The following is a 25,111-nucleotide window of genomic DNA, read 5'->3' as shown; positions in this document are numbered from 1 at the left end:
AAATTACTTGTCTACGATTGCCAGCTGCACGGTGTGGCTGTCGACGAATTGTTCGAAATGGGTAACTTTGCCATTGGCGATGGTCCACAAATGGGCGACGCGAGCATTCATCGGCCGGCCGGTAGCTTTGTAGACTCCGCTGTAATTGCCGTAGGCAAACACCTTGTCTCCCTGTGCGACGTAGTCCTCGATCTTCAGCTGAAAACCTTCCCATTCGGTGGCCAGACGCTTGAAGACGTTCTCGACGATGGCGTCAAAACCAACGTAGGTGCCGGCGTAGGGAAAGCCTGCGGCTTCGGTCCAGCGAACGTCATCGGCCAGGGCTGCGGCGGTGTTTCGCGCATTTTCCTGGGAGTTGGCGCCTTCGTAGGTGCTTTTGATCAGGCTCAGGTTATCCATGAGAGGCTCCGGGAGAATTCAGTGGGCACAGCCGGTGAGGCCACAGGCTTGAAACTCGGATGTCGCGGCGTCTGCGGGAAGCGATTGACTCAGCCATGCCGCGAAGGCTTGCGGCTTGCCCAGCCACGGGCTGATGTCGATCAACGTGAACTGGCCATCCTGCTCCAGGGCGAAGGTCGGGAAACCATGGCCGCCGACGTTGGCCAACAAGGCGCGACTGGCTTTGATGTGGCCATCGGTGTCGGCGTTTTCAAACGCTGACAAGAAGGCTTCGGCTTCCAGACCGATGTCGTTGGCGAGTTCGATCAACACGGCTTCATCGGCGATACGCCGCCCTTCCACGTAATGCGCGCTCTGCAAACGGCCTAACAACTCCAGCCCACGGCCAGCGATCTGCTGCGCCGCGAGCACGGCGGCAATCGGCGGAGCGGAGTCGAACACCGCCGTTTCGTCACGCAGCAACCCTTCGAAATACGCTTCGCCGAATGGCTGACCGGTGTACTCGGCGATGCGCCGGTCGTGGGGCATCACGTAGTCACGCAAACGTGGCGAGACCCTCTGGCGGTTGGCGCCGCTCATCATGCCGCCGCCATGGGCAATCACCGGCAGAACGGCCTGAGCGGCTTGCACCAGTGGTTTTGCGCCGTAGCACCAGCCGCACAACGGGTCGTAAATGTAGTGAAGGATCATGGGAAGGCTCCGGCGATAAGGTAGGAAAAATCGATGCCGGCAGGTTAGCCCTGCGACAGTTTCTGAAAAACGCCGGAATGGCTTTCAGTCTGTTTCATGAATCGGTCGAATGCTGCAAATCCTTTCTGTAACAACCACGACACAAATTGAAACAATCAAACAAAGGAACTTCTCAGGAATAATTCACGGAAGTAAATAGCAAGCATTACCATTCGCACCCTTCACGATACTACCCAAAATCCTACGGATGCGTCCTTAATGCCTGCCCCATTTCGTCTTACGCCCTTCAGTCTTGGGCTCTCTGCCTTGCTATCTGCCGGTTTTTCCTACGCCGCGCCTACAACCCTGCCGGCTACTTCGATCAGCGCCGAAGCAGAGGCTGACGATCCACGTGTGAAAGAAACCAGCACAGCGACCCGCACGGCCACGCCGGTACGCTACGTGCCACAAGCCATCGACTCGATAAAAACCTCGAACGTCGTCGATTACGGGACCAACGATCTGGGCACGGCGCTGAGCGGAATGCCCAACGTCAGCAGCGGCGCCGACACCCGCTTCGACAGCTTGCGCATTCGCGGTTTCGACGCCAGCAACGACTTTTACCTGGACGGTATTCGGGACGACAGCCAGTACGTGCGCGACCTGCACAACATCGAGCGCATCGAAGTCCTCAAGGGGCCGGCGGCGGTGTTGTACGGCCGTGGCAGCCAGGGCGGGATCGTCAACCGGGTCAGCAAGCTGCCGGAATTCGGCCGCCGTTCGACCATCGAAGCCCAAGGTGGCAGCAACGATCTGCGCAGCCTTTACGCGGACCTGAGCACCGACCCCAGCGAGAACATCAGCCTGCGTCTGAACATGGGCAACATGGATCAGAACAGTTTCCGCGATGGCGTCAGCGGCAATCGCCAGTTGTTCGCACCGTCGATGAGCTGGCAACTGACACCCGACCTGAACTGGTTGGTGCAGTACGAATACAGCCGCTACAACCGTACGCCGGATCGCGGAATTCCCGGTGTCAACGGACGCCCTGCCGATGTCGGACGGGATACGACCTACGGCAGCGATAACGATTTCATCGATGACAAGTCGCAATCCCTGCGCTCGAAACTCAGCTATGACATCAACGAGAACTGGCAACTGCGTCAGACCTTGGGCGTGTTCAAGCTCAACAGCGATTTCGACAACACCTACCTGATCGGCTACACCCCGGCGACCAACTCGGTCACGCGCCAGCACTGGCAGCAGGACCTGAATACCCGCAACGTGTTTAACAACGTTGAGCTGGAGGGTGGTTTCGATACCTTTGGCCTTGAGCATCGATTGCTGACCGGCATCGAAATCGGCAGCCAGCGCCGCGACCCGATCCTGTACACCGCCGCCACAACCGGCCCCGGCAGTCGGCCCGTTCCGGCGCTGAACCTGAACAGCCCTAATCGCAATTTGCGTCACACCGGACGCATGCAGGTATCCAGCGACAACCACACCGAAGTCGAAAGCCGTGCGGTGTACGTGCAGGATCAACTGCGCCTGAACGATGAATGGCAACTGTTGGGCGGTCTGCGCTATGACACCTTCGACATCGAATCGACCAACAACCTGCGGGACATTTCCGAGGACCGCGACAGCCACAGCACCAGCCCACGTGTAGGACTGGTCTGGACACCACTGCAGAATCATTCCTTCTATGCGTCATGGACCAAGACCTTTTCCCCGGTGGGCGGTGGCTTGATCGGCATCACGCCTGGCGCTGCCGGCAACACCAACGACCTGAGCCCCGAGCTGACCAAGCAGAAGGAAATCGGCGTGAAGAGCGACTGGCTCGATGATCGCCTGAGCACCACGCTGGCGATCTACGAGCTGGAGCTTTACAACCGTCGCACCAGCGATCCGCTCAACCCGACCATTACCTTGCTTACCGGTAAGCAACGTTCCCGCGGGATCGAGCTGACCGGCACCGGCAAGATTGTCGGCAACTGGTACGTGCGCGGTGGCGTGGGCGTGCAGGACGCGACGGTCGAGAAGGACAACAACGGCTTTGAAGGCAAGCGCATCAGCAACGTGGCCAAGCACAACGGCAGCCTGTTCCTGACCTGGAAACCGGAAATGGGCTGGTACGCCGAAACCGGTTTGACCCTGGTGGGCCAGCGCTACGCCGACAACCTCAACACCACCGTACTGCCGGGTTATGGCCGTTGGGATGCGTTGGCCGGGTTCCGTCAGAAGGATTGGGATTTGCGTGCGGCGCTGAACAACATCAGCGACAAAACCTATTACTCGTCGGCCACCAGCGCGGCGCAGATTCAACCGGGTGAACCGCGCAGCGTGGTGGTGACTGGGACTTACAGCTTCTAAACACCAAAGATCCAGACTTCACACTACCTCCCTGTAGGAGCTGGCTTGCCAGCGATGAGGCCATAACATTCAACATTGATGCTGGATGAAAAACCGCCATCGCTGGCAAGCCAGCTCCTACAGGGGTCTGCGTAATGCCCACAAAACCATCGCCCATAAAAAAAGCGCCGCCCTCCCGGCAGCGCTTTTATCAATCCGTTGTTTTTCTTCTTATCCTTCCATCACATCCCACAACGCTTCCAGTTCCGCTTCGCTGAATAAACCAGCGGGGTAACGCTCGATCATCATCCGGCGCGGATCAGGTTCCCTGATCTGACGCGTTCCATTGGACTTCAACCAGTGCGCCAGAATCTGGAGCGAATCGCTGTTCTTTACTGCCAGGGGATGCAATGCCCGCTCGCTCACCACATTCATTTCGGCGTTCATTTCCGCGCTCTCTCCTGGTTTGTGAGCGGCTAACTTATCCAAGGTTTATGACAGAACATCGAAGTCCTCCCCCTCCCTGTCTACACCTGGTGAGATACAAGAGCTGTGCCAATGTGTCTGGATGGTCGACAAGCGGATACAAAAAAGCCCGCAGTCCTGACGGGCTGCGGGCTTTCTGCGAGGCGTACGGGGAAAACGTTTGCCTGAGCGATTTAGCAATCAACTCAAGCTGTTACAACCCCACTCACTCCTTGTGCGGCGCGGGCTGTTGTTGGGTAAGGCAGTGGATGTTACCGCCTCCCAGTAACAGTTCGCGGCCCGGCACCATCACCACTTCGTGTTGCGGGAACAGGCTCTGCAAAATCTCTTTGGCCGGACCATCCAGCGGGTCGTCGAAACTTGGCGCGATGATGCCGCCGTTGACGATGAGAAAGTTCACGTAGGAACCGGCCAGACGCACGGTCGGATTGCGCTCCTGAGTTCCGTCCACCGGATCGACACCGGCGCACTCTTCTTCGGTCGCATACAGCGGCCCCGGAATCGGCATCTTGTGCACCGTGAATGGGCGACCCTTGGCGTCGGTGCTGCTTTCCAGCACTTTCATCGCCGCCTGGCAGCGCGGGTAATTCGGGTCTTGCGGGTCGTCGGTCCAGGCCAGCAATACTTCGCCCGGACGCACGTAGCAGCAGAAGTTATCCACATGGCCGTCGGTTTCGTCGTTGAACAAACCGTCCGGCAGCCAGATGATTTTATCCACAGCCAGATTCGCGCTGAGCATCGCTTCAATTTCCGCACGGTTCATGTGCGGGTTGCGATTGCGGTTGAGCAGGCATTCTTCAGTGGTGATCAGCGTGCCTTCGCCATCCACGTGAATCGAACCGCCCTCGAGCACAAAACCCTCGGTGCGATAACGCGGGCTGCGCTCGATCTCGAGGATCTTGCCGCCGACCTGCGAGTCGCGGTTCCAAGGCGAATACAACCCGCCGTCAAAACCGCCCCACGAATTGAAGTCCCAGTTCACGCCGCGGACTTCACCGCTGTTATTGATGACGAATGTCGGGCCGGTGTCGCGGACCCAGGCGTCGTCGCTGGACATCTCGACCACACGAATATTCGGCACATCGAGACGCGCCCGAGCGTTTTCGTATTGGCCGGCGGACACCGCCACGGTCACCGGTTCGAAACGCGCAATGGCCTTGGCCACCGCCACGTGTGCGGCTTGCGCCGGTTTGCCGCCCAGGCGCCAGTTGTCCGGACGCTCGGGCCAGATCATCCAGGTTTGGGTTTGCGCCGCCCACTCGGCGGGCATGTAGAAGCCGTCGGCGCGCGGGGTGCTGTTTAAAGTGGTCATGCGGTCAGGACTCCAGGGAACCGTCGAGGGTTTTGAGCGCATTGTATAGGTTCGGGCGGCGATCACGGAACGAGCCCCACGCACTGCGAATGTGCTCCAGTTCGTCGAGGTCGAAGCGATGAACCAATACGCCTTCTTCGGTTTTATTGAGTTCCTGAACCTTCTCGCCGAACTGGTTGGCGATGAACGACGAGCCGTAGAAGGTAATGTCGTACTCGTCCTGCTCCTCATTGCCGATGCGGTTACTGGCGATCAGCGGCATCAGGTTGGCACCGGCATGGCCCTGTTGCACACGCTGCCAATGATCGCGGGACGAGATGGTCTTGTCGTGCGGCTCGCTGCCGATGGCCGTCGGGTAGAACAGAATTTCCGCCCCCAGCAACGCCATGCTGCGCGCGCATTCCGGGAACCACTGATCCCAGCAGATGCCCACGCCGATTTTCGCGTAACGGGTGTTCCAGACTTTGAAGCCGGTATCGCCCGGGTTGAAGTAATACTTTTCGTGATAGCCAGGGCCGTCCGGGATGTGGCTTTTACGATAAATCCCGAGGTTGGAGCCGTCGGCATCGATGATCGCAATGCTGTTGAAACGTGCGCGGCCGGCCAGTTCGTAGAAGCTGATCGGCAGCACTACTTGCAGTTCTTTGGCGACTTTCTGGAAATGCTTGATGGCGACGTTGTCTTCAACCGTCGTGGCCAGTTGCAGGTAATCCGGGTTCGGCTTCTGGCAGAAGTACGGCGCCTCGAACAGTTCCTGGATCAGGATGATCTGCGCGCCTTTGGCCGCAGCCTCACGGACCAGCCTTTCAGCGGTTTCGAGGTTGGCTTCAAGGTCCCAGGAACAGGCCATCTGGGTGGCGGCGACGGTAACGATACGGCTCATGAATCATCTCCGGGCAAGTGCTGTGGGTCGAGTTTGGCATCGACCGATGACAGAAAGGGAAGCGCCGGACGTGAAGAGACACGCCGCGGCAATGGCGACTTTATAGCCGATAAAAATCGGCTTTAAAAGCGATTAATCTTCATTCTGTCGAAAACAACAGCGCTTAAACCCGATAACAATCGAACTTAGTCACCCCCACCACCTGTAGGAGCTGGCTTGCCAGCGATGGCGTCTTGTCATTCAACATTTACGTCGACTGACCTGCCGCTATCGCCGGCAAGCCGGCTCCTACAGGTTTTCGTCAAGCACCTTCGCCAGCATGTCGACAAAGAAATCCACACTCTGGCGCGACGTAACCATCGGCGGTTTGATCTTGAGGACGTTCAGGTAATCACCGGTCGGCTGCATGAAAATCCCCAGCTCCCGCAGCCGGTCACACAGCGCCGTCGTTTCCTCGGTCGCCGGTTCCAGCGTTTCGCGGTTGCGGATCAACTCCACGCCCAGATAAAAACCGGAACCGTGCACCGCGCCCACCAGCGGATGACTGTCGATCAGCGCCTCAAGACGCTCCTTGAAATACCCGCCCACGACCTGGGCGTTTTCCCAGAGTTTTTCCTCCTCCATCACATCCAGAACGGCCATGCCGATCTGGCAACTGACCGGGCTGCCACCCGCCGACGAGAAGAAGTAGCCCTCGGCCTCCAGCGCTTCGGCGATTTCCCGACGGGTGATCACCGCGCCCAGCGGTTGGCCGTTACCCATGCCTTTGGCCATGGTGATGATGTCCGGCACCACGCCCTGCTCTTCGAAGCCCCAGAAGAAATGGCCCATGCGGCCGTAACCCACCTGCACTTCGTCGGCGATGCACACGCCGCCCTGCGCACGGACCATCGCATAGACCTGTTTCAGGTAACCCGGCGGCAGCGAAATACCACCGGCATTGCCATACACCGGTTCGCAGATGAAACCGGCCAGCGGGCGTTGCTGCGCCGCGATTTTCGCCAGGTTGTGTTCGACGCTGCGCACATAATCCGGCGCACTGTCCGGGCCACAGAATTCGCCGCGATAGGTGTTCGGCGCGGTTACCGGGTGCACCCAGTCGGGACGGCTGCTCAAGGCCCTGGGGTTGTCGGCGATCGAGGTCGAGACCGCGTCCGCGCCCACGGTCCAGCCGTGATACGCCTCCAGCACGCTGATGATGTCGCGACCGCCGCTGTAGGCCCACGCCAGACGGATCGCCAGGTCGTTGGCCTCGCTGCCGCTGTTGACCAGGAACACCCGGTCCATGCCCTCCGGCGACAGTTTCAGCAAGCGCTCGGAAAACTCGGCAACCGCTGCGTAGTTGAACCGCGAGTTGGTGTTGAGCAGCGACCATTGACGACTGGCGACCGCGGCCATGCGCGGATGACCGTGGCCAAGCACCGCGACGTTGTTGAGCATGTCGAGGTAGGAGCGACCCTGCATGTCGATCAAGTGATTGCGCCAGCCGCGCTCAATGCGCGGCGGGTCGACGTAATAGTGCTTCTGGGTTCGGGCGAAACTGGCGTCGCGGCGCGCCAGCAAAGTCTGCGCATCGAGCTCTGCCTCGGCATCGCACGCCAGACCCAACAACGCTGCCGGCGACGGGCACAACACTTGCCAGGCGGCCGCGCGCGAAGGCGTGCAAAACAACGGCGCATCGAGCGCCGCGCCTCGGCACAACTGCACCCGCAACGGGCCGCTGACCGAACCCAACACCTGGCCTTTGACCAGTGCCGCACCGGTGTGCAGCGACGGTGTCACGCCCCACAGCCGCACGCTCAACTGCGGGCCGTCCAGTTGCAGCACGCCCGGCGCCGGTTGATGAACAACCCCGGCAAACGGCGATTCGACCGCAGTGCCATGAGGCACCCGCAGCTCGACGTGCAACGGGCAGGTGTCTGGTTCCGTCGCACTGTCCGGGCGTGTGCGGGACAAACGGTATTGTCCATAACGGCTCGCTGCCAAGCCGTGGGCCGCAGCCGCTTCGCTCAACAGACGCTGATCGATCCCCTCCTGTTCCCAGTTACCGGCCTCGAAATGCGGGCTCAATACGCCCAGATCGATCAAGGCAAATTCACGCCCGACCAGGCTCGGCAGCAGCGGTGCGAAGCCTTCGCTGCCGATGTCCGGCAGGCTGTGACCCACCGAGGTGAGGATCGCCGCTTCCATCAACGCCAACGGCACCGACGTGGCCACGCGGAAAATCTCCCACTCATGGGTCAGGTTGTCGCGACTGTAGGCATTACCCGGGTCGATGCTGACCTGCTGCTCGCCGCTGAGCACCAGCACCGCCGCCCGCGAAACGATCAATGGCCACAGCGCCAGCAGCTCTTCGTGTTGCAACGGATTGACCGCGTGATAAGCCTGAACCGCCGGCAAAATGTAGAACGGATCGCCACCGGCATGGTGCAGCAGCGCCGCGCAGGTCACCGACAGGTCGGTAATGCGCCACGTGCGGACCAGATCGCCAAAATCGATCACGCCCTGCAATTGCCACTGGCGTTGCGCATCGCGCTGCCAGACCGCGTTGTCGTCGGTGATGTCCATGTGAATGGCTTGTACCGGCAACTTGTTCACCAGCGGCTGCAAATGCCGCTCGGCCTGTTCGGCCACTTCGGCGATCAACGCGCGTTGTCGGTCATCTGCAATCACTGGCAGCAAATGCGCGATCAACGCATTCGCGTGGCGGGCGTCCCACTGAAGGGTGCGCTCAAGGCCCGCATGATCGAAAGCGGCCAGCGCCAGGTCCATTTCGCCGCAGAGCCGGCCGAAACCGGCCACCACGGATCCGGGCAGATGATCGAGATGTGTAAGCGACTGGCCCTCGATGTATTCGAGCAGGCGTACGTGCACCGCTTGCCCGTCGATTTCCAGTGACAGCAGGTCGGCGCCGCTTTGCGCGGCAATCACTCGCGGCACCGGCACACCGGAGTGTTCGGCCAGATGCTTGAGCCCGGCATGCTGGGCTTGCAGCTCCAGCACCGAATAGTCGCCCCGGCAGATTTTCAGGACGAAACGCCCATGCTGACTGTCAACGCGGAAGTTGAGGTCTTGCTGGCTGCCGAGCGCCTGCAGCTTTGCGCTCAGCCCGTAATGCCCCTCGAGCAGCTCAAGCGCTTGCTCCGCAGACACTTGCGGGCTGGGCAAACTGGCGCGATGAATCAACGTGGCGAGCGGCATACAACAACCCCTGAAATTTTATTAGGCGCTTATATCGCCACCGCATCGGTCGATAATCAACCCCCTGTTTACGCCACAAAACCCAAATTGCAGACACAACCCTCTTGCACCACCACTCTCCTGCCGACAAGCTATGATCTTCGCTATATCGTCTGACGGAAAAAAAGGCTGGCCCACATGCGTATTCTTATCACCGGCGGCGCCGGTTTCATCGGCTCTGCCCTGGTTCGCCAGCTGATTCGGCACACCGAGCATGAAGTGCTCAACCTGGACAAACTGACCTATGCGGGCAATCTCGAATCGCTGACCAGCATTGCCACCGACACTCGCTACGAGTTCGTGCAGGCCGATATTGTCGACCAAGCCACCGTGAGCGCCGTACTGACACGTTTCCAGCCACACGCCATCATGCACCTGGCGGCTGAGTCCCATGTCGACCGCTCCATCGATGGGCCTTCGGACTTCATTCAAACCAATATCGTCGGCACCTACAGCCTGCTGGAGGCCACTCGCGCCTACTGGCACACGCTGGCCGAGCCGGAAAAAAGCGCCTTCCGCTTCCACCATATCTCCACCGACGAAGTCTACGGCGACCTGCACGGTGTCGATGATCTGTTCACCGAAACGACTTCGTACGCGCCAAGCTCGCCGTACTCCGCCAGCAAAGCGGCCTCGGACCACCTCGTCCGCGCATGGCAGCGCACCTACGGGCTGCCGGTATTGCTGACCAACTGCTCGAACAACTATGGCCCGTTCCACTTCCCCGAAAAACTGATTCCGCTGGTGATTCTCAACGCGCTGGCCGGCAAACCGCTGCCGGTCTACGGAAACGGCCTGCAGATCCGCGACTGGCTGTTCGTCGAGGATCACGCACGAGCGTTGCTCAAAGTAGTCACCGAAGGTGTCGTCGGCGAGACGTACAACATTGGCGGACACAACGAACAGACGAACATCGACGTGGTGCGCAGCATCTGTGCCCTGCTCGAAGAACTTGCCCCGGTCAAACCAGCCGGTGTTACCCGATATGCCGACTTGATCACCTTCGTCCAGGACCGCCCCGGGCACGATCTGCGTTACGCGATCGATGCCGGCAAAATCGAGCGCGACCTGGGTTGGGTGCCGGAAGAAACCTTCGAAACCGGTCTGCGCAAAACCGTTCAGTGGTATCTGGAAAACCTGGAATGGTGCCGCCGCGTTCAAGATGGCAGTTATCAGGGTGAACGACTAGGCTCCACCGATATCAAGGAGTTACTCGCATGATGAAAGGAATTGTGTTGGCTGGAGGGTCGGGCACGCGCCTGCACCCGATCACGCTAGGCGTTTCCAAACAGCTGTTGCCGATCTACGACAAGCCGATGATCTACTACCCGATCTCGGTGTTGATGCTGGCTGGCATCAAGGAAATCCTGGTGATTTCCACCCCGCAGGATCTGCCGCAGTACCGCAACCTGCTGGGTGACGGCAGTCAGTTCGGCGTCCATTTCAGCTACGCCGAACAGCCTACGCCGGATGGCCTGGCCCAGGCGTTTCTGATTGGTGAGGAATTCATCGGCGACGACCCGGTGTGCCTGATCCTCGGTGACAACATCTTCCACGGTCAGCACTTCGGTGGCCAGTTGCAAAGAGCGGCGCAGCAAACCAGCGGCGCGACGGTATTCGGCTATTGGGTCAAGGACCCGGAGCGCTTTGGCGTGATCGACTTCGACGCAGAAGGCCGCGCCATCTCGATCGAAGAAAAACCGCTCAAGCCAAAGTCCAGCTATGCGGTCACCGGGCTGTATTTCTACGATAATGACGTTATCCGCATTGCCAAGGCCGTCAAACCGTCACCGCGCGGCGAGCTGGAAATCACCGATGTTAACAACGCCTATCTGCAACGCGGCAAACTTCAGGTCGAGCGCTTTACCCGCGGTTTCGCCTGGCTCGACACCGGCACTCACGACAGCCTGCTCGAAGCGTCGCAATACGTGCAAACCATCGAACACCGCCAGGGACTGAAAGTGGCCTGTCTCGAAGAAATTGCCTACATGAATGGCTGGATCGATCGCGAGCACTTGCTTGAGCGAGCGAAGTATTTCGGCAAGACCGGTTATGGCCAGTATCTCTATACGATTGCCGGAGAAGCGTAATGAAAGTCACCCCCACCCAGTTACCAGGTGTGCTGATTATCGAGCCGAAGGTCTTTGGTGACGAACGTGGGTTTTTCTATGAAAGCTTCAATGTCCGTGAGTTTGAAAACGCCACCGGCCTCAAGAAAGCGTTCGTTCAAGACAACCACTCGCGTTCGCGAAAAGGCGTGCTGCGTGGCATGCACTATCAGGTGCAACACACCCAGGGCAAGCTGGTTCGGGTGACTGCGGGGGAAGTACTCGATGTGGCCCTTGATGTCCGCCGCAGTTCGCCAAACTTCGGACGCTGGGCCAGTGTGCGTTTGTCCGCACAGAACAATCGTCAGTTGTGGATACCGGAAGGCTTCGCCCATGGCTTCCTGGTACTCAGCGAGTACGCCGAGTTTCTCTACAAAACCACCGACTATTACGACCCGGCGTCAGATCGCTGCATTCGCTGGGACGATCCGACACTGGCCATCGACTGGGAACTGGAAGAAGCGCCTCAACTGTCAGAAAAGGACCAACACGGTAAAAGCTGGCAGGAATCTGAACTGCTTCCATGAAAATCCCTTTGCGAATTCTCATCATTGGCCAGCACGGCCAGGTCGCCCGCGAACTGCAGCGTCGCTTGAGTGCGGCTGATGAACTCATGGTGCTGGGGCGCGATCAACTCGATCTGGCTCAACCGGAACAGATTCGCCAACAGGTCCGGCTCGCTCATCCCGACCTGATCATTAACGCCGCCGCTCACACGGCGGTCGATCGGGCAGAAAGCGAACCTGAGCTGGCGTTCGCCATCAACGCGACGGGCCCGGGAATTCTGGCCGAAGAAGCACTGGCGCTGGGCATCCCGCTGATTCACTACTCCACCGATTATGTGTTCGATGGCAGCAAGGGCGAGCCTTACAACGAAGCCGACGCGCCCAAGCCGCTGGGGGTCTACGGTCAGAGCAAACTGGCTGGCGAACAAGCCATCACGGCGGTGGGGGGCATGCATCTGATTCTGCGGACCAGTTGGGTCTACTCGGCCAGTGGCAGCAATTTCCTGCTGACGATGCAGCGTCTGCTGCAAGAAAAACCCGAGTTGCGCATCGTTGCCGATCAGATCGGCGCGCCCACCTGGGCCGGCACGATCGCCAACAGCACCCTCGCCCTGATCGAGCGCTGGCAGGCCGGTGAGCGGGGCGCCTGGGGCACTTATCACCTGACCGCTCAAGGTGAAACCTCATGGTTCGGTTTCGCCCAGGCCATTGGTGAAGCGCTGCGCAAACAGGGCAAGCCTTGCGCGCACCTGTTGCCCATCCCTTCCAGCGATTACCCGACGCCTGCCGCCCGACCGTTGAACTCGCGCCTCGATTGCAGTCGCTTGCTCCGCGAATGGGGCGTCAGTCAGCCAGACTGGCAAACCGCGCTGCGCGAGTGTCTTGCCGGGCAAGCCTAGGCATAATGCGCCTGTACCCTCAGGCGCCTGATGCTCATGACTCCGACCCTCCCCCGCAGACCCCGTTGGCGTAGCCTCGCCCTGCTGGCGCTGTGCCTGGCGCCGTTGCTGTGGCCGCTGGAGCATCTGGCCGAGCGTTATTACCGCAGCGAACTGGCCGGGCAGAACCGGCAGACCCTCGACTTGTACGTCGCCAACCTGCTGGGCACCCTGCACCGTTATGAAGTGCTGCCGCAGATCCTCGGCGACCTGCCGGCCCTGCGCGCCACGCTCGGGGCCCCCGACGACGGTGTGACCCAAGGCAATGCCAACCGCCTGCTGAAGAACATCAGCGCGCAGACCGGTGCCGAAGTCATGTACCTGATGGACACCACCGGCAAGACCCTTGCGGCGTCCAACTGGGACAAACACGACAGCTTCGTCGGCCGGAATTTTTCGTTTCGCCCCTACTTCAGCGAAGCCATGGCCGGGCGTCTCGGGCGGTTTTTCGGGCTGGGCACCACCTCGGCCAAACGCGGTTACTTCTTTGCGGCGGCCGTGCGTGACGGCGAAAAAATCCTCGGCGTGCTGGTGGTCAAGGTCGACCTGGACCACACCGAAAGCCTTTGGGGTAAAACTCCGGAACAACTGCTGGTCACCGACCACAACGGCGTGGTCATCCTCACCTCGCGGCCAGAGTGGCGATTCCGCGCGACCCGGCCACTGGGCGAGGGCGAGCGCGAGGCAATCACCGCGATTCAACCCTATCCGACCCGTGACCCGAAACCGTTGAATCTCAATCCCGACGCCTGGTTGACCCAGACCCGGCAGATCGACGAAACCGGCTGGAGCGTCAGCATTCTTGCACCGCGCACTTTGATCGATCGCCCGGTGCGCACGGTGGTCGCCATCGGCGGCGCGACGCTGCTGGTGTTGATGCTGCTGCTCGGCCTGATGATGCAACGGCGCCGCCACTACCTTGAACGGATCGCCTTCGAAGCCAAGGCCCGGCGCGAACTGGAAGGCCGGGTCGCTGAACGAACCAGCGACCTCGAAGGCCTGAACCGCCGACTGAAACAGGAAGTGCTGGAGCGCGAACACGCCCAGCAGGAACTGGTACGCGCCCAGGATGACCTGGTGCAGGCAGGCAAGTTGTCGGCGCTCGGGACCATGTCGGCAAGCATCAGCCATGAACTGAATCAACCGCTGGCCGCCATCCGCAGCTACGCGGAAAACGCCGAAGTGCTGCTCGATCATCAGCGCACCGACGATGCGCGCGGCAACCTCAAACTGATCAGCGAACTGACCGGCCGCATGGCTTCGATCATCGCGCACCTGCGCGCCTTTGCCCGTCGTGATCGCCACGCGCCGGAAAGCGTTGCGTTGCAACCGGCGCTCGACGACGCGCTGGCGCTGTTGGCCAAGCGTCGACGGAGCATGGAAGTCGAGCTGATCCGCGATTTGCCCGCCGCCACGCTGTGGGTCGAGGCCGGGGAAACCCGTCTGCGCCAGGTGCTCGGCAACCTGCTGGCCAACGCACTGGACGCGCTGACGGAAAAAGGCCCGCCGCGTAAACTCTGGTTGAGTGCCCAATCCACCGCCGACGGCGTCAATCTGTACATTCGCGACAACGGCCCCGGCTTTTGCATGGAAGCTCTTGGCCGCGCCAGCGAGCCCTTCTACACCACCAAGACCCGCACCCAGGGGCTCGGTCTGGGGCTGGCGATTTGCGAAACCCTGATGCGCGCCTTCGGCGGTGAACTGTCGTTCGCCAACCACAAGGAAGGCGGCGCCCTGATTACCCTGAAACTGCGCGCAGGCGCACCGGGCGTGAGCCTGCAACCGTCCGAGGACCGAAGTGCATGACCATCGACAACCGCATCCAGGTCGTGCTGATCGACGATGATCCCCATCTGCGCCAGGCCCTGAGCCAGACGCTGGATCTGGCCGGCCTGAAAATCCTGCCGCTCGCCGAAGCCAAGGGCCTGGCCGGGCAACTGGAACGCGACTGGCCGGGCGTGGTGGTCAGCGATATCCGCATGCCCGGCATGGACGGTCTCGAACTGCTGACCGAACTGCACGCCCAGGACCCGGAACTGCCGGTGCTGCTGATCACCGGTCACGGCGACGTGCCGCTGGCGGTGCAAGCCATGCGCGCTGGCGCTTACGACTTTCTGGAAAAACCCTTCGCCAGCGATGCCTTGCTCGACAGCGTGCGCCGCGCGCTGGCCCTGCGCCGACTGGTGCTGGACAACCGCAGCTTGCGTCTGGCCCTCAGCGACCGCAATGAACTGAGCACAAGGCTGGTCGGGCAATCGGCGCCAATGCTGCGTCTGCGCGAGCAGATCGGCGCACTGGCGGCGACCAAGGCCGATGTGCTGATCCTCGGCGAAACCGGCGCCGGCAAAGAAGTCGTGGCGCGGGCGCTGCACGATTTGTCGAACCGGCGTAACGGCCCGTTCGTGGCGATCAACGCCGGGGCTCTGGCCGAATCCGTGGTGGAAAGCGAGTTGTTCGGTCACGAGCCGGGCGCGTTTACCGGTGCGCAGAAGCGCCGTATCGGCAAGTTCGAATTCGCCAGCGGCGGCACGGTTTTCCTCGATGAAATCGAAAGCATGAGCCTGGACGTGCAGGTGAAATTGCTGCGCTTGCTGCAAGAACGTGTAGTCGAGCGTCTGGGCGGCAATCAGTTGATCCCGCTGGACATCCGCATCATCGCCGCGACCAAGGAAGACCTGCGCCAGGCCGCCGACCAGGGCCGCTTCCGCGCCGACTTGTATTACCGCCTGAACGTCGCCCCGCTGCGCATTCCGCCGCTGCGCGAACGCGGTGAAGATGCGCTGATGCTGTTCCAGCACTTCGCCGATGAAGCCAGTGCTCGCCATGGCTTGCCACCCCACGAACTGCAACCGGGGCAACGGGCGCTGCTGCTGCGTCACACCTGGCCGGGCAACGTGCGGGAGTTGCAAAACGCCGCCGAGCGTTTTGCCCTGGGCCTCGAACTGGCGCTGGACAACAACGCGCCGGATGGCACGGCGGGCACAACGGTTGAAGCGGTCAGCGGTGGCTTGAGCGAGCAGGTGGAAAACTTCGAGAAAACGCTGATTGCCGCCGAACTGGCGCGCTCTCACAGCTCGGTGCGCAGCCTCGCCGAAGCCCTCGGCATTCCGCGCAAAACCTTGCACGACAAACTGCGCAAGCACGGACTGAATTTCGCCGACCACCACCCGAGCGACGAACTCGATTGATCGACCGTCAAACCGTCCTCTTCAAACAAAAGGCCCCGTCATGAACCGCGACAGTCGTCACCTGGAATCAGTCCTCCACCGCGACATTCCCCTGACGCAAGCCATGGGCATCAAAGTGCTCGACTGGCACGACCAGCAACTGCGCCTGCACTTGCCGCTGGAAGCCAACGTCAATCACAAGAGCACCATGTTCGGCGGCAGCCTGTACTGCGGCGCGGTACTGGCGGGTTGGGGCTGGCTGCATTTGCGTTTGCGCGAAGAAGGGATTGAAGACGGGCACATCGTGATTCACGAAGGGCAAATCAGCTATCCGCTGCCAGTGACCATGGACGCGATCGCGATTTGCCAGGCGCCGAGTGCGGCGGTGTGGAAGAAGTTTCTGGCGATGTATCAGCGCTATGGAAGAGCGCGGTTGACGCTGCATTCGCGGATTGTGAATGCCGATAGCGATGAAGACGCCGTGAGGTTTGCCGGGCAGTACGTCCTGCACCGGTAAACCGGAACGCCACAAAACCTGTGGGAGCGAGACCGGCTTGCCGGCGATGGCGGCCGTCCAGCCAACATCGTAGTTGCCTGACCCGCCGCCATCGCCGGCAAGCCGGTCTCGCTCCCACAAAGAAAGGTCTTAGCCGCGTGCCAGTTCCAGCAACTTTTCACGCCAGGCAGCCTTTGCAGGCAGCGCCAGGAAAAACGCGTTCCGCAAAGACTCCCGCGCCGGATAGCTGAACGGCACGCCACTCAACTCCAGCACTTCACCGCCCGCCCCTTCCAGCACACCCTGGGCCGCCGCCGTATCCCACTGCGAAGTCGGCGCCAGACGCGGGTAACAATCCGCCGCCCCTTCCGCCAACAAACAAAACTTCAGCGAACTGCCGATATTGGCCAGTTGCAGCTCACCCAAGCTGTCGCTCAACCCGGCGAGCAAGCGCTCTTGCTCAGGGCTCGAATGCCGACGGCTGGCGACGACCGTGAAGGCCTCGCCCGGGGCGGGTACGGTGCGAACCTGAATCGGCAGCGGCTCGGCGTCCTTATCACCACGCCACGCGCCCAGACCGGCACCACCGACGTAGAAACGCCCATTGGTCGGCATCGACACCACGCCAAACACCACGCGCCCCTGCTCGATCAACGCAATGTTGACGGTAAATTCTTCGCTGCCGGAGATGAACTCCTTGGTGCCGTCCAACGGATCGACCAGCCACCAGCGCTGCCAGCCGGCGCGCACGCTCTGCGGGATGTTGGCATCTTCTTCGGACAACACCGGGATGCTCGGGTCCAGCGCGGTCAGCCCGGCCAGAATCAGATGATGAGCGGCCAGGTCGGCAGCGGTGACCGGTGAATCGTCGGCCTTGGCGGTCACGGTCGTGCCGGTGCGCCAGAACGGCAGGATCGCATCGCCAGCCTTCAATGCCAGTTCAATCACCGGCGCCATCAATGGATGAGGGAAAATCATGGCAGGAACACTCCGCGCTGAGTCAGCAAATCTCGGGTCAGGTACAGCGCCGCCAAGGCACGGCCCTCGGTGAATTTCGGGTTCTGGGCCAGGGCCGACAGCTCTCGCAGGTTGATCTTGTCCACGCGCATCGGTTCAGGCTCGTCGCCTTCAAGCCGCTCTTCGTACAGATCGGTGGCCAGCACCACCTGAATTTTCTGGCTCATGTAACCCGGCGACAAGGACAGCTCGGTGAGGTGTTCCAGTTGCCGCGCGCCATACCCGGCTTCTTCCTTGAGCTCACGCTCGGCCGCCGCCAGCACGTCTTCACCCGGCTCGATCAAGCCTTTGGGCAGCGACATCTCGTATTCATCGGTGCCGCCGCAATATTCCTCGACCAGAACCGCGTGATCTGCGTCGAGCATCGCCACGATCATCACCGCGCCATACCCGGCGCCTTTGCCGACCAGCCGCTCATAGGTGCGCTCCACGCCATTGGAAAAGCGCAATTTCAGCTCTTCGACGCAGAACAAGCGGCTGGTGGCGACAATCTCGCGGGCGAGGATGGTGGGTTTCTGGCGCATGAAAAGCTCCTTGGCGTGAACGCGTTACTATACCCGGCCTATCCTGATTGTTGACCTCGGATATCTCTTTTACCGCTGGAGAAGTTTTTTATGTCCCTGCTGCCCTGGCGAGACATCGACACCGTTCTGCTCGATATGGACGGCACGCTGCTGGACCTGCACTTCGACAACCATTTCTGGCTGGAACACTTGCCCCAGCGTTACGCCGAATTGCACGGGGTGAGCCGGGCCATGGCCGAGATGGAATTGCAGCCGCTGTTTGAACGCCATGCCGGTCAGTTGCAGTGGTATTGCCTGGATTTCTGGAGCGCCGAACTGAAGCTGTCGGTGCGCGAGCTGAAACTGGAAACCGCACACCTGATCGCGTTGCGCCCGGACGCGGATACGTTCCTTGCGGCGATCAAGCAGGCCGGCAAGCGGGTGGTGATGATCACCAATGCACACCGGGATTCGCTGTCACTGAAACTGGAACGAATTGAACTGGCGCCGTATTTCGAGCGGTTGATCAGCTCGCATGATTACGGTTTTCCCAAAGAGAATCCGCAGTTCTGGCAGGCATTGCAGGCGGATATCGGGTTTGATCCGGCGCGCAGCCTGTTTATCGACGATACGTTGTCGATCCTGCGCAGTGCGCGGGATTTTGGGGTCGCGCATTTGTTGGCGGTGAAGGAGCCGGACAGCCGCAAGGGGCCGAAGGACACGGCGGAGTTTGCGGCGGTGGTTGATTATCGTGAGCTGATTGCAGGGCTTTAGACCGAGTCGCCTGCATCGCCGGCAAGCCGGCTCCTACAGGTTTTGTGTCGTTCACAAATAATGCGTACGACTCAATCCTGTAGGAGCTGGCTTGCCGGCGATAGCCATCACACGGTCTTAAACCCTACTCAGGAATCCGCAACGACTGCCCCGGATAAATCTTGTTCACATCCTTGAGCATCGGCTTGTTGGCTTCGAAGATTTTTTGATACTTGTTGGCATCGCCATACACACGCAAGGAAATCGCGCTAAGGGTGTCGCCCTTCACAACCGTGACAAATTTCGCGGCGACGACCGCAGGCCCGGTCACCGCAATCTGATCATCCACACTGCCGACACCGGCGATATTGCCCACGGCCAGCAGGATTTTTTCTTTCTCTTCCTGGGTCGCCACCTCACCGGTCACCGTGACTTTGTCGCCATCGACCGTCGCCTGCACATTCGGATTGCCCAGGCCGACCTTGCTGATGTGTTCCTTCAACTGCTCGCTGGCATTGGCGTTACCCGGCGTCAGCAAATCGATAAGCTTTTCGCCTGCTTCCTTCACAAAGCTAAAAATACTCATGGTGCACTCTCCTTGGTTTTTGGTTCCAGACGCAAAAGCCTAGACCAAGGTTGCAACACCCGGTTCCTACCCGACCAATGACGCCGCTTGCCCCCAGGCGCTAGAATCCCGACCTTCCCGCGCCCTGGAGCGAAGATGGACATCAAGCAGCTGAAATTCCTCATCGCCCTCGACGAAACCCGGCATTTCGGTCAGGCCGCTGCACGTTGTCACGTCACTCAGCCGACCCTGTCCATGCGCTTGCGCAGCCTTGAAGAAGAACTCGAGTTACCGTTGGTCAACCGTGGCCAGCGCTTCGAAGGCTTCACCGCGCCGGGCGAACGGGTGCTGGCGTGGGCGCGCACGGTGCTCGCGGCCTACGACGGCTTGCAGGCCGAAGCCGCCGCCTGTCGCGGTAACCTGGTCGGTACGCTGCGGCTGGGCGTGGTGCCGTTGTCGAGTTTCGACCCGCTGCCGCTGATGCAACGCTTGCACGGCGAACACCCGAACCTGCGCTTCGAACTCTCGGCGCTGAGCTCCGAGCAGATCCTCGAACAACTGGCGAACAATCGCCTGGATCTTGGCGTGTCGTACCTGGAGCGTCTGGACGCCGAACGTTTCGATTCCCTGGCGTTCAGCGAAACCCGCATGGGCCTGCTCTACGACCAGCGCTTCTTCACGTTCGGCGAGGCGCCGCTGAGCTGGGAATCGCTGATCGAACTGCCACTGGGCATGCTCACCAGCGGCATGCATTTCCGCCAGTCCATCGACCACAATTTCCACAGCCGCGGCCTTACTCCGCAGCCGTTGTTGCAAACCGATGCCGTGCATCAACTGTTACAAGCTGTTCATGGCGGGTTGTGTTGCGCCGTGATGCCGCTCGAAGGCGGCCTGGAAAACCTGACTGACCATCTGCGCCTGCAACCGATCGAAAACGCCCAGACCCTCGGCCGGCTGGGGCTGATCATGCGGCGCAGCGCACCGCGCTCGGCGTTGGCGGAGGCCTGTTTCGCGATTTATCAACAATCAATGGCAAGCTCTTGATCGACGCCATCTATCGGCAGATCAGTAATAGCGATTAGACGCGACAACTTGTCGCGCATAGGCTTAAAGCTGACTAAACCGTCGGTGATGCCCCCATGAACGCCAAGCGTCCTGTTTGCGCGGCGCCAGCCCTCGAAACGCCCGCGCCCGCCGCCAGCCAAACGTACAGTTACAGCGATTTTCAATACACCGAATCGGCCAGCACCGCGCTCGCCGAGGAAGTTGCGTTGGCGATTGCCTATAACGGTATCAGTCAGGCAGTGATGCTGGTGACGCCGACGGACCTGGAAGACTTCATCGTCGGTTTCAGCCTCGGCAGCGGCATCATCGAAGACGCCTCCGACATTTATGACCTGCAACTGAGCGGTTCGGGGTCGGCGCAGTACGCGCAAGTGACCATCGCCAACCGCGCCTTCTGGAACCTCAAGCAGCAACGTCGGCAACTGGCCGGCACCAGCGGTTGCGGGCTCTGCGGCGTGGAAGCGGTCGAACAGGCTCTGCCAGACCTCAAAGTGTTGCCCGGTGCGCCACTGCCGCCCGCCGAATGGCTCGACGGTTTGCGCCAGCGTATCGGCGCTTTCCAGCCACTCGGCCAGCATTGCGGCGCGGTGCATGCGGCGGTGTTCATGAACGCCAAAGGTGAATTGCTGCTGGGCCGCGAAGACATTGGCCGGCACAACGCGCTCGACAAGCTGATTGGCGGGCTGATCCGGCAAAAGATCCCGACCACTGGCGGCCTGGCGATTGTCACCAGTCGTTGCAGCCTCGAATTGATCCAGAAAGTACTGCGCGCAGGCATCCAGACCCTGGTCAGCCTGTCGTCGCCCACGGGCCTTGCCGTGCAATGGGCCCGTCGTCACAACCTGAACCTTATCCATCTGCCACAGAAGAATGCGCCGCGGGTCTACAGCCCGGCTTTGGAGAATCAAGCGTGAGTCAACACCGTCAAGCCGACCAGAAACCCGTCCCCCGCTACAAGCCCTACAAGGGCCCAGCCGGTGGCTGGGGCGCACTGATCAGCGTCGCCCAGGCCTGGTTGACCAGCGACAACGCGCTGAAAAACCTGCGCATCATGCTCAAGACCAACCAGAACGGCGGCTTCGACTGCCCGGGTTGCGCCTGGGGCGATTCGCCGGAAAAGGGCATGGTGATGTTCTGCGAGAACGGCGCCAAAGCGGTGAACTGGGAAGCGACCAAACGGGCCGTCAACCCGGCATTCTTCGTCAAACACAGCGTCACCTCGCTGCTGGAACAAAGCGATTACTGGCTCGAATATCAGGGGCGCCTGACCGAGCCGATGCGCTACAACGCCGAAACCGATCGCTACCAACCGATCAGCTGGGATGACGCCTTCACCCTGATTGCCAAGCATCTGCGCGGTTTGTCGAGCCCGGATCAAGCCGAGTTCTACACCTCGGGACGTGCCAGCAATGAAGCGGCTTTCCTCTATCAATTGTTCGTGCGCGCCTATGGCACCAATAATTTCCCCGACTGTTCGAACATGTGCCACGAGGCCAGCGGTGTCGCGTTGGCGCAGAGCGTTGGTGTCGGTAAAGGCACCGTGACCTTCGACGACTTCGAACACGCCGATGCGATTTTCGTCTGGGGCCAGAACCCCGGCACCAACCACCCACGGATGCTCGAGCCGCTGCGTGAAGCCGTGAAACGTGGCGCGCAAGTGGTGTGCATCAATCCGCTCAAAGAACGCGGCCTGGAACGTTTCCAGCACCCGCAACACCCGATCGAAATGCTCACCAACGGCGACAAACCGACCAACACCGCCTATTTCCGTCCGGCCTTGGGCGGCGACATGGCGGTACTGCGCGGCATGGCGAAATTCCTGCTGCAATGGGAGCGCGACGCGCAGAAAGCCGGTGAGCCTGCCGTGTTCGACCACGACTTCCTCAATGAACACAGTGTCAACGTGCTGGAGTACCTGGGCACTATCGACGATACGCCGTGGGAGCAGATCGTCGAGCAGTCCGGCCTGACCCTCGTGGAAATCGAGCAGGCGGCGCGCATGTATGCCAAAGGCAAGAACGTGATCATGTGCTGGGCGATGGGTATCACCCAACATCGCCATTCGGTCGCGACCATCCAGGAAATCGCCAACCTGATGCTGCTGCGTGGCAACATTGGCCGCCCCGGCGCTGGCCTGTGCCCGGTGCGTGGCCACAGTAACGTGCAGGGCGACCGCACGATGGGCATCAACGAGCGTCCGCCGGTGGCGTTCCTCGATTCCCTGGAGCGTCGCTTCCAGTTCAAAGTGCCGCGCGAAAACGGTCATAACGTGGTCGAGGCGATCCACGCCATGGCCGAAGGTCGTGCAAAAGTGTTCATCGCTCTGGGCGGTAACTTCGCCCAGGCCACTCCGGACAGCACGCGTACCTTCCAGGCTCTGAGCAACTGCGACCTGACCGTACAGATCAGCACCAAGCTCAACCGCAGCCATTTGGCTCACGGCAAGGAAGCACTGATCCTGCCGTGCCTGGGCCGCACCGACATCGATATCCAGACCGAAGGCCCGCAAGCGGTGACCGTGGAAGATTCGTTCAGCATGGTCCACGCCTCCAACGGCCAGTTGCAGGCGCTGTCGAACCAGATGCGCTCCGAGCCTGCGATCATCGCCGGTATCGCCGCCGCGACCCTGGGCAGCAAACCGGTGGACTGGAACTGGCTGGTGGCCGATTACTCGCGCATTCGTGACCTGATTGCCGATACGATTCCGGGCTTCAAGGACTTCAACGAGAAGATCAAGAATCCGGGCGGCTTCTACCTCGGCAACAGTGCCGGTTCCCGCCGCTGGAACACCGCGTCGGGCCGGGCGAATTTCCGTGCAAACGTCCTGCCCAAGGATCTGGTGCACGAGCGCACACGCTCCACAGGCGTGTTGCCGGACCTGATCATGCAGTCGATGCGTTCCCACGATCAGTACAACACCACCATTTATGGCCTCGACGACCGTTATCGCGGCGTGAAAGGTCAGCGTGATGTGTTGTTTGTGAACGAGGCGGATATTATTCGCCTGGGGTTCAAACCGGGGCAGAAGGCTGACATCGTTTCGATCTGGGATGATGGCCGTGAGCGTCGGGTGAAAGGCTTCACACTGCTGGCGTTTGATATTCCTGCGGGGCAGGCTGCAGCGTATTACCCGGAAGTGAATCCGCTGGTGCCGCTGGAGAGCACTGGGGATGGCAGCCATACGCCGACGTCGAAGTTTGTGGCGATCCGGTTGGAAGCGGCGAGTGAGATCGGGTTGATTTTGGCGAAGTCTGCTTAACTCGGCAGCAGGTCTGGCCTCTTCGCGGGCAAGCCTCGCTCCTACAGATCAGTAGTGATCTCACGGTCACGGCAAAACCTGTAGGAGCGAGGCTTGCCCGCGAAGGCGTCCCACATGACAACACATGAGCAACTCCCTTCGGCACTTTCCAATCGCCCACAAAAAAGGCCGTTTTTTCACAAAAACGGCCATTCCGAAGTAACTAAAGACCGGCGAAAAACACTTAAGTTCCAGCTAAAAAACAGTAACTTATAGAAATGTGCTGAAGTCGTGTTACTCGTCGGATTTCGATTGTCAGCCTTACGACACAGCCTCAGGATCGCGCCGTCATCCCCTTGAGGTTCCTCAAATGAAGTTCTCCTCGATTCTCTTGTTGTCCCTTGGCCTGGTCAGTGGCTTCGCTTCTGCCGGAGGCACCACCGAAGCAGGTGTGGGCGGCGCATTGGGCGGGGTTTTGGGCTCGGTCGTCGGTCAATCGCTAGGCGGCAACACAGGTTCAACCATTGGCGCGGCCCTGGGCGGCGCGGGTGGTAGCGCAGTCGGCGCAGACAAACGCAGCCGTGGCGAAGCGGCCATTGGCGGTGCGTTGGGCGCAGCAGGCGGTAACGTGGTCGGCCGCAGCATGGGCGGCACCACCGGCAGCCTGATCGGCTCCGCAGCAGGCGGCGGCGCCGGTGGCGCGCTGGGTAACTACATGGGCAACAAAAGCGATGATGATGACGATGATCGTCGTTCCTATCGCGGTCATGGTGATCGTCGCTATTACCGGGATGACCATCCGGGCCGCGGCCATGCTTATGGCCACCGCAAGCACAAACATCGCTATCACGACTGAGGCTTGAATCGCCTCGTTTACCGGTAGTTCAAAAAAATCGCAGCCCAAGGGCTGCGATTTTTTTTGCCCCTCAAACCGCCAATCGCTCCAGCGCACCGCGCAACCCGGCAGGAATCGCCACGGGCTGATTCGACACCCGATCCACAAACACATGCACGAAACGCCCCGCGGCGCAGGCTTCGTCTTCACCGGCCTTGAACACCGCCAATTCGTATTGCACCGAACTGTTGCCCAACTTGCCCACGCGCAAACCGATCTCGATCCGGTCGGGGAAAGCGATTGAAGCAAAATAATCGCAAGCCGAACTCACCACAAAACCCACGACTTCGCCGTCATGAATATCCAGGCCGCCGACTTCGATCAGGTAGGTGTTCACCGCCGTGTCGAAGAAACTGTAGTAGGTGACGTTGTTGACGTGACCGTAGGCATCGTTGTCGTGCCAGCGCGTGGTGATGGGCTGGAAGTGCGGGTAGTCGGTGCGTTGGGGCATCAGCGTCGGTTCCTGAAGTTGGATGGCCAGTAGACCGTGTCGCTATCATCGCTGGCAAGCCAGCTCCT

General features: G+C 60.6%; 23 protein-coding genes. 13 read left to right on the top strand and 10 right to left on the bottom strand.

Translation table 11 applies throughout. The features are described 5' to 3' along the window. Positions 1–3 precede the first annotated feature (3 nt). Together J4E42_RS15795 and J4E42_RS15790 are read right to left on the bottom strand one after the other, a co-directional pair. A complete protein-coding gene (locus J4E42_RS15795; RefSeq protein ID WP_207285600.1) occupies positions 4–399 on the bottom strand; it encodes a nuclear transport factor 2 family protein in 396 nt (131 codons plus the stop codon). An 18-nt stretch (positions 400–417) separates the two neighbouring features. Further along, the gene (locus J4E42_RS15790) at positions 418–1,089 is read right to left on the bottom strand and encodes a DsbA family protein (RefSeq protein WP_207285599.1); all 672 of its coding nucleotides are present in this window, start codon (positions 1,087–1,089) and stop codon (positions 418–420) included. Between the two features lie 258 nt (positions 1,090–1,347). Between J4E42_RS15790 and J4E42_RS15785 the strand changes: the two genes are divergently transcribed. Next, positions 1,348–3,441 (top strand): TonB-dependent siderophore receptor, encoded by a 2,094-nt coding sequence (locus J4E42_RS15785; protein ID WP_207285598.1) that lies wholly within the window; start codon positions 1,348–1,350, stop codon positions 3,439–3,441. A gap of 210 nt (positions 3,442–3,651) precedes the next feature. Here J4E42_RS15785 and J4E42_RS15780 read toward each other — a convergent pair whose 3' ends face one another. The 4 genes from J4E42_RS15780 to J4E42_RS15765 form a co-directional block, all read right to left on the bottom strand. Beyond that, the gene (locus J4E42_RS15780; protein ID WP_008040104.1) at positions 3,652–3,867 is read right to left on the bottom strand and encodes a hypothetical protein; all 216 of its coding nucleotides are present in this window, start codon (positions 3,865–3,867) and stop codon (positions 3,652–3,654) included. 244 nt (positions 3,868–4,111) lie between these two features. Next, entirely contained in the window at positions 4,112–5,218 is a 1,107-nt protein-coding gene (aguA, locus tag J4E42_RS15775; protein WP_008040106.1) for an agmatine deiminase, read from the bottom strand. A 4-nt stretch (positions 5,219–5,222) separates the two neighbouring features. Further along, positions 5,223–6,101 (bottom strand): N-carbamoylputrescine amidase, encoded by an 879-nt coding sequence (aguB, locus tag J4E42_RS15770; protein WP_207285597.1) that lies wholly within the window; start codon positions 6,099–6,101, stop codon positions 5,223–5,225. 288 nt (positions 6,102–6,389) lie between these two features. Continuing rightward, entirely contained in the window at positions 6,390–9,302 is a 2,913-nt protein-coding gene (locus J4E42_RS15765) for an aminotransferase (RefSeq protein ID WP_207285596.1), read from the bottom strand. A 177-nt stretch (positions 9,303–9,479) separates the two neighbouring features. On the opposite strand from J4E42_RS15765, the gene rfbB reads away from it, so the two are divergent. The 7 genes from rfbB to J4E42_RS15730 are packed head-to-tail and all read left to right on the top strand — an operon-like array spanning position 9,480 to position 16,577. Next, positions 9,480–10,562: a dTDP-glucose 4,6-dehydratase gene (gene rfbB, locus J4E42_RS15760; RefSeq protein ID WP_008040110.1), complete on the top strand. Its 1,083-nt coding sequence runs from the start codon at positions 9,480–9,482 to the stop codon at positions 10,560–10,562. After that, positions 10,559–11,431 (top strand): glucose-1-phosphate thymidylyltransferase RfbA, encoded by an 873-nt coding sequence (gene rfbA / locus J4E42_RS15755; RefSeq protein ID WP_008040111.1) that lies wholly within the window; start codon positions 10,559–10,561, stop codon positions 11,429–11,431. Before rfbB ends, rfbA begins: the two co-directional genes overlap by 4 nt. Further along, positions 11,431–11,976: a dTDP-4-dehydrorhamnose 3,5-epimerase gene (gene rfbC, locus J4E42_RS15750; RefSeq protein WP_008040112.1), complete on the top strand. Its 546-nt coding sequence runs from the start codon at positions 11,431–11,433 to the stop codon at positions 11,974–11,976. Before rfbA ends, rfbC begins: the two co-directional genes overlap by 1 nt. A gap of 8 nt (positions 11,977–11,984) precedes the next feature. Then, complete coding sequence (gene rfbD / locus J4E42_RS15745) at positions 11,985–12,854, top strand: dTDP-4-dehydrorhamnose reductase (protein ID WP_032832527.1); 870 nt, start codon at positions 11,985–11,987, stop codon at positions 12,852–12,854. A 36-nt stretch (positions 12,855–12,890) separates the two neighbouring features. Continuing rightward, positions 12,891–14,699 carry an ATP-binding protein gene (locus J4E42_RS15740; RefSeq protein WP_032832528.1) on the top strand — a complete coding sequence of 603 codons (1,809 nt, stop codon included), beginning with the start codon at positions 12,891–12,893 and terminating at the stop codon, positions 14,697–14,699. Next, entirely contained in the window at positions 14,696–16,081 is a 1,386-nt protein-coding gene (locus tag J4E42_RS15735; protein WP_207285595.1) for a sigma-54 dependent transcriptional regulator, read from the top strand. Before J4E42_RS15740 ends, J4E42_RS15735 begins: the two co-directional genes overlap by 4 nt. A gap of 40 nt (positions 16,082–16,121) precedes the next feature. After that, the gene (locus tag J4E42_RS15730) at positions 16,122–16,577 is read left to right on the top strand and encodes a thioesterase domain-containing protein (protein WP_207285594.1); all 456 of its coding nucleotides are present in this window, start codon (positions 16,122–16,124) and stop codon (positions 16,575–16,577) included. A gap of 129 nt (positions 16,578–16,706) precedes the next feature. Here the strand turns inward: J4E42_RS15730 and cysQ are convergent, their stop codons facing one another. Further along, positions 16,707–17,534: a 3'(2'),5'-bisphosphate nucleotidase CysQ gene (gene cysQ / locus J4E42_RS15725; RefSeq protein ID WP_008040116.1), complete on the bottom strand. Its 828-nt coding sequence runs from the start codon at positions 17,532–17,534 to the stop codon at positions 16,707–16,709. Further along, positions 17,531–18,097, bottom strand: a complete 567-nt coding sequence (gene nudE, locus J4E42_RS15720) for an ADP compounds hydrolase NudE (RefSeq protein ID WP_008040117.1) — start codon at positions 18,095–18,097, stop codon at positions 17,531–17,533. Before nudE ends, cysQ begins: the two co-directional genes overlap by 4 nt. Before the next feature lie 90 nt (positions 18,098–18,187). Here nudE and yrfG point away from each other — a divergent pair, with 90 nt between their 5' ends. Beyond that, complete coding sequence (gene yrfG / locus J4E42_RS15715) at positions 18,188–18,850, top strand: GMP/IMP nucleotidase (RefSeq protein ID WP_207285593.1); 663 nt, start codon at positions 18,188–18,190, stop codon at positions 18,848–18,850. A gap of 124 nt (positions 18,851–18,974) precedes the next feature. On the opposite strand, the gene lysM is transcribed toward yrfG, so the two are convergent. Continuing rightward, entirely contained in the window at positions 18,975–19,415 is a 441-nt protein-coding gene (lysM, locus tag J4E42_RS15710) for a peptidoglycan-binding protein LysM (RefSeq protein WP_207285592.1), read from the bottom strand. 135 nt (positions 19,416–19,550) lie between these two features. Here lysM and J4E42_RS15705 point away from each other — a divergent pair, with 135 nt between their 5' ends. The 4 genes from J4E42_RS15705 to J4E42_RS15690 all read left to right on the top strand — a co-directional run bounded on the left by J4E42_RS15705 (position 19,551) and on the right by J4E42_RS15690 (position 24,553). Next, a complete protein-coding gene (locus J4E42_RS15705) occupies positions 19,551–20,438 on the top strand; it encodes a LysR family transcriptional regulator (RefSeq protein ID WP_207285591.1) in 888 nt (295 codons plus the stop codon). Between the two features lie 95 nt (positions 20,439–20,533). Continuing rightward, a complete protein-coding gene (gene fdhD, locus J4E42_RS15700; RefSeq protein WP_207285590.1) occupies positions 20,534–21,373 on the top strand; it encodes a formate dehydrogenase accessory sulfurtransferase FdhD in 840 nt (279 codons plus the stop codon). Further along, positions 21,370–23,718 (top strand): FdhF/YdeP family oxidoreductase, encoded by a 2,349-nt coding sequence (locus J4E42_RS15695; RefSeq protein ID WP_207285589.1) that lies wholly within the window; start codon positions 21,370–21,372, stop codon positions 23,716–23,718. The genes fdhD and J4E42_RS15695 overlap by 4 nt, the downstream gene beginning before the upstream one ends. A gap of 349 nt (positions 23,719–24,067) precedes the next feature. Next, on the top strand, positions 24,068–24,553 hold the full coding sequence (locus J4E42_RS15690) for a glycine zipper domain-containing protein (protein ID WP_008025043.1): 486 nt from the start codon (positions 24,068–24,070) through the stop codon (positions 24,551–24,553). A 70-nt stretch (positions 24,554–24,623) separates the two neighbouring features. Here the strand turns inward: J4E42_RS15690 and J4E42_RS15685 are convergent, their stop codons facing one another. Next, complete coding sequence (locus J4E42_RS15685; protein ID WP_207285588.1) at positions 24,624–25,043, bottom strand: thioesterase family protein; 420 nt, start codon at positions 25,041–25,043, stop codon at positions 24,624–24,626. Between the last annotated feature and the right edge of the window lie 68 nt (positions 25,044–25,111).

The organism is Pseudomonas sp. FW300-N2A2 (genome assembly GCF_017351735.1).
GTDB lineage: Bacteria > Pseudomonadota > Gammaproteobacteria > Pseudomonadales > Pseudomonadaceae > Aquipseudomonas > Aquipseudomonas migulae.
This window is presented reverse-complemented; position numbering and strand designations above follow the sequence as displayed.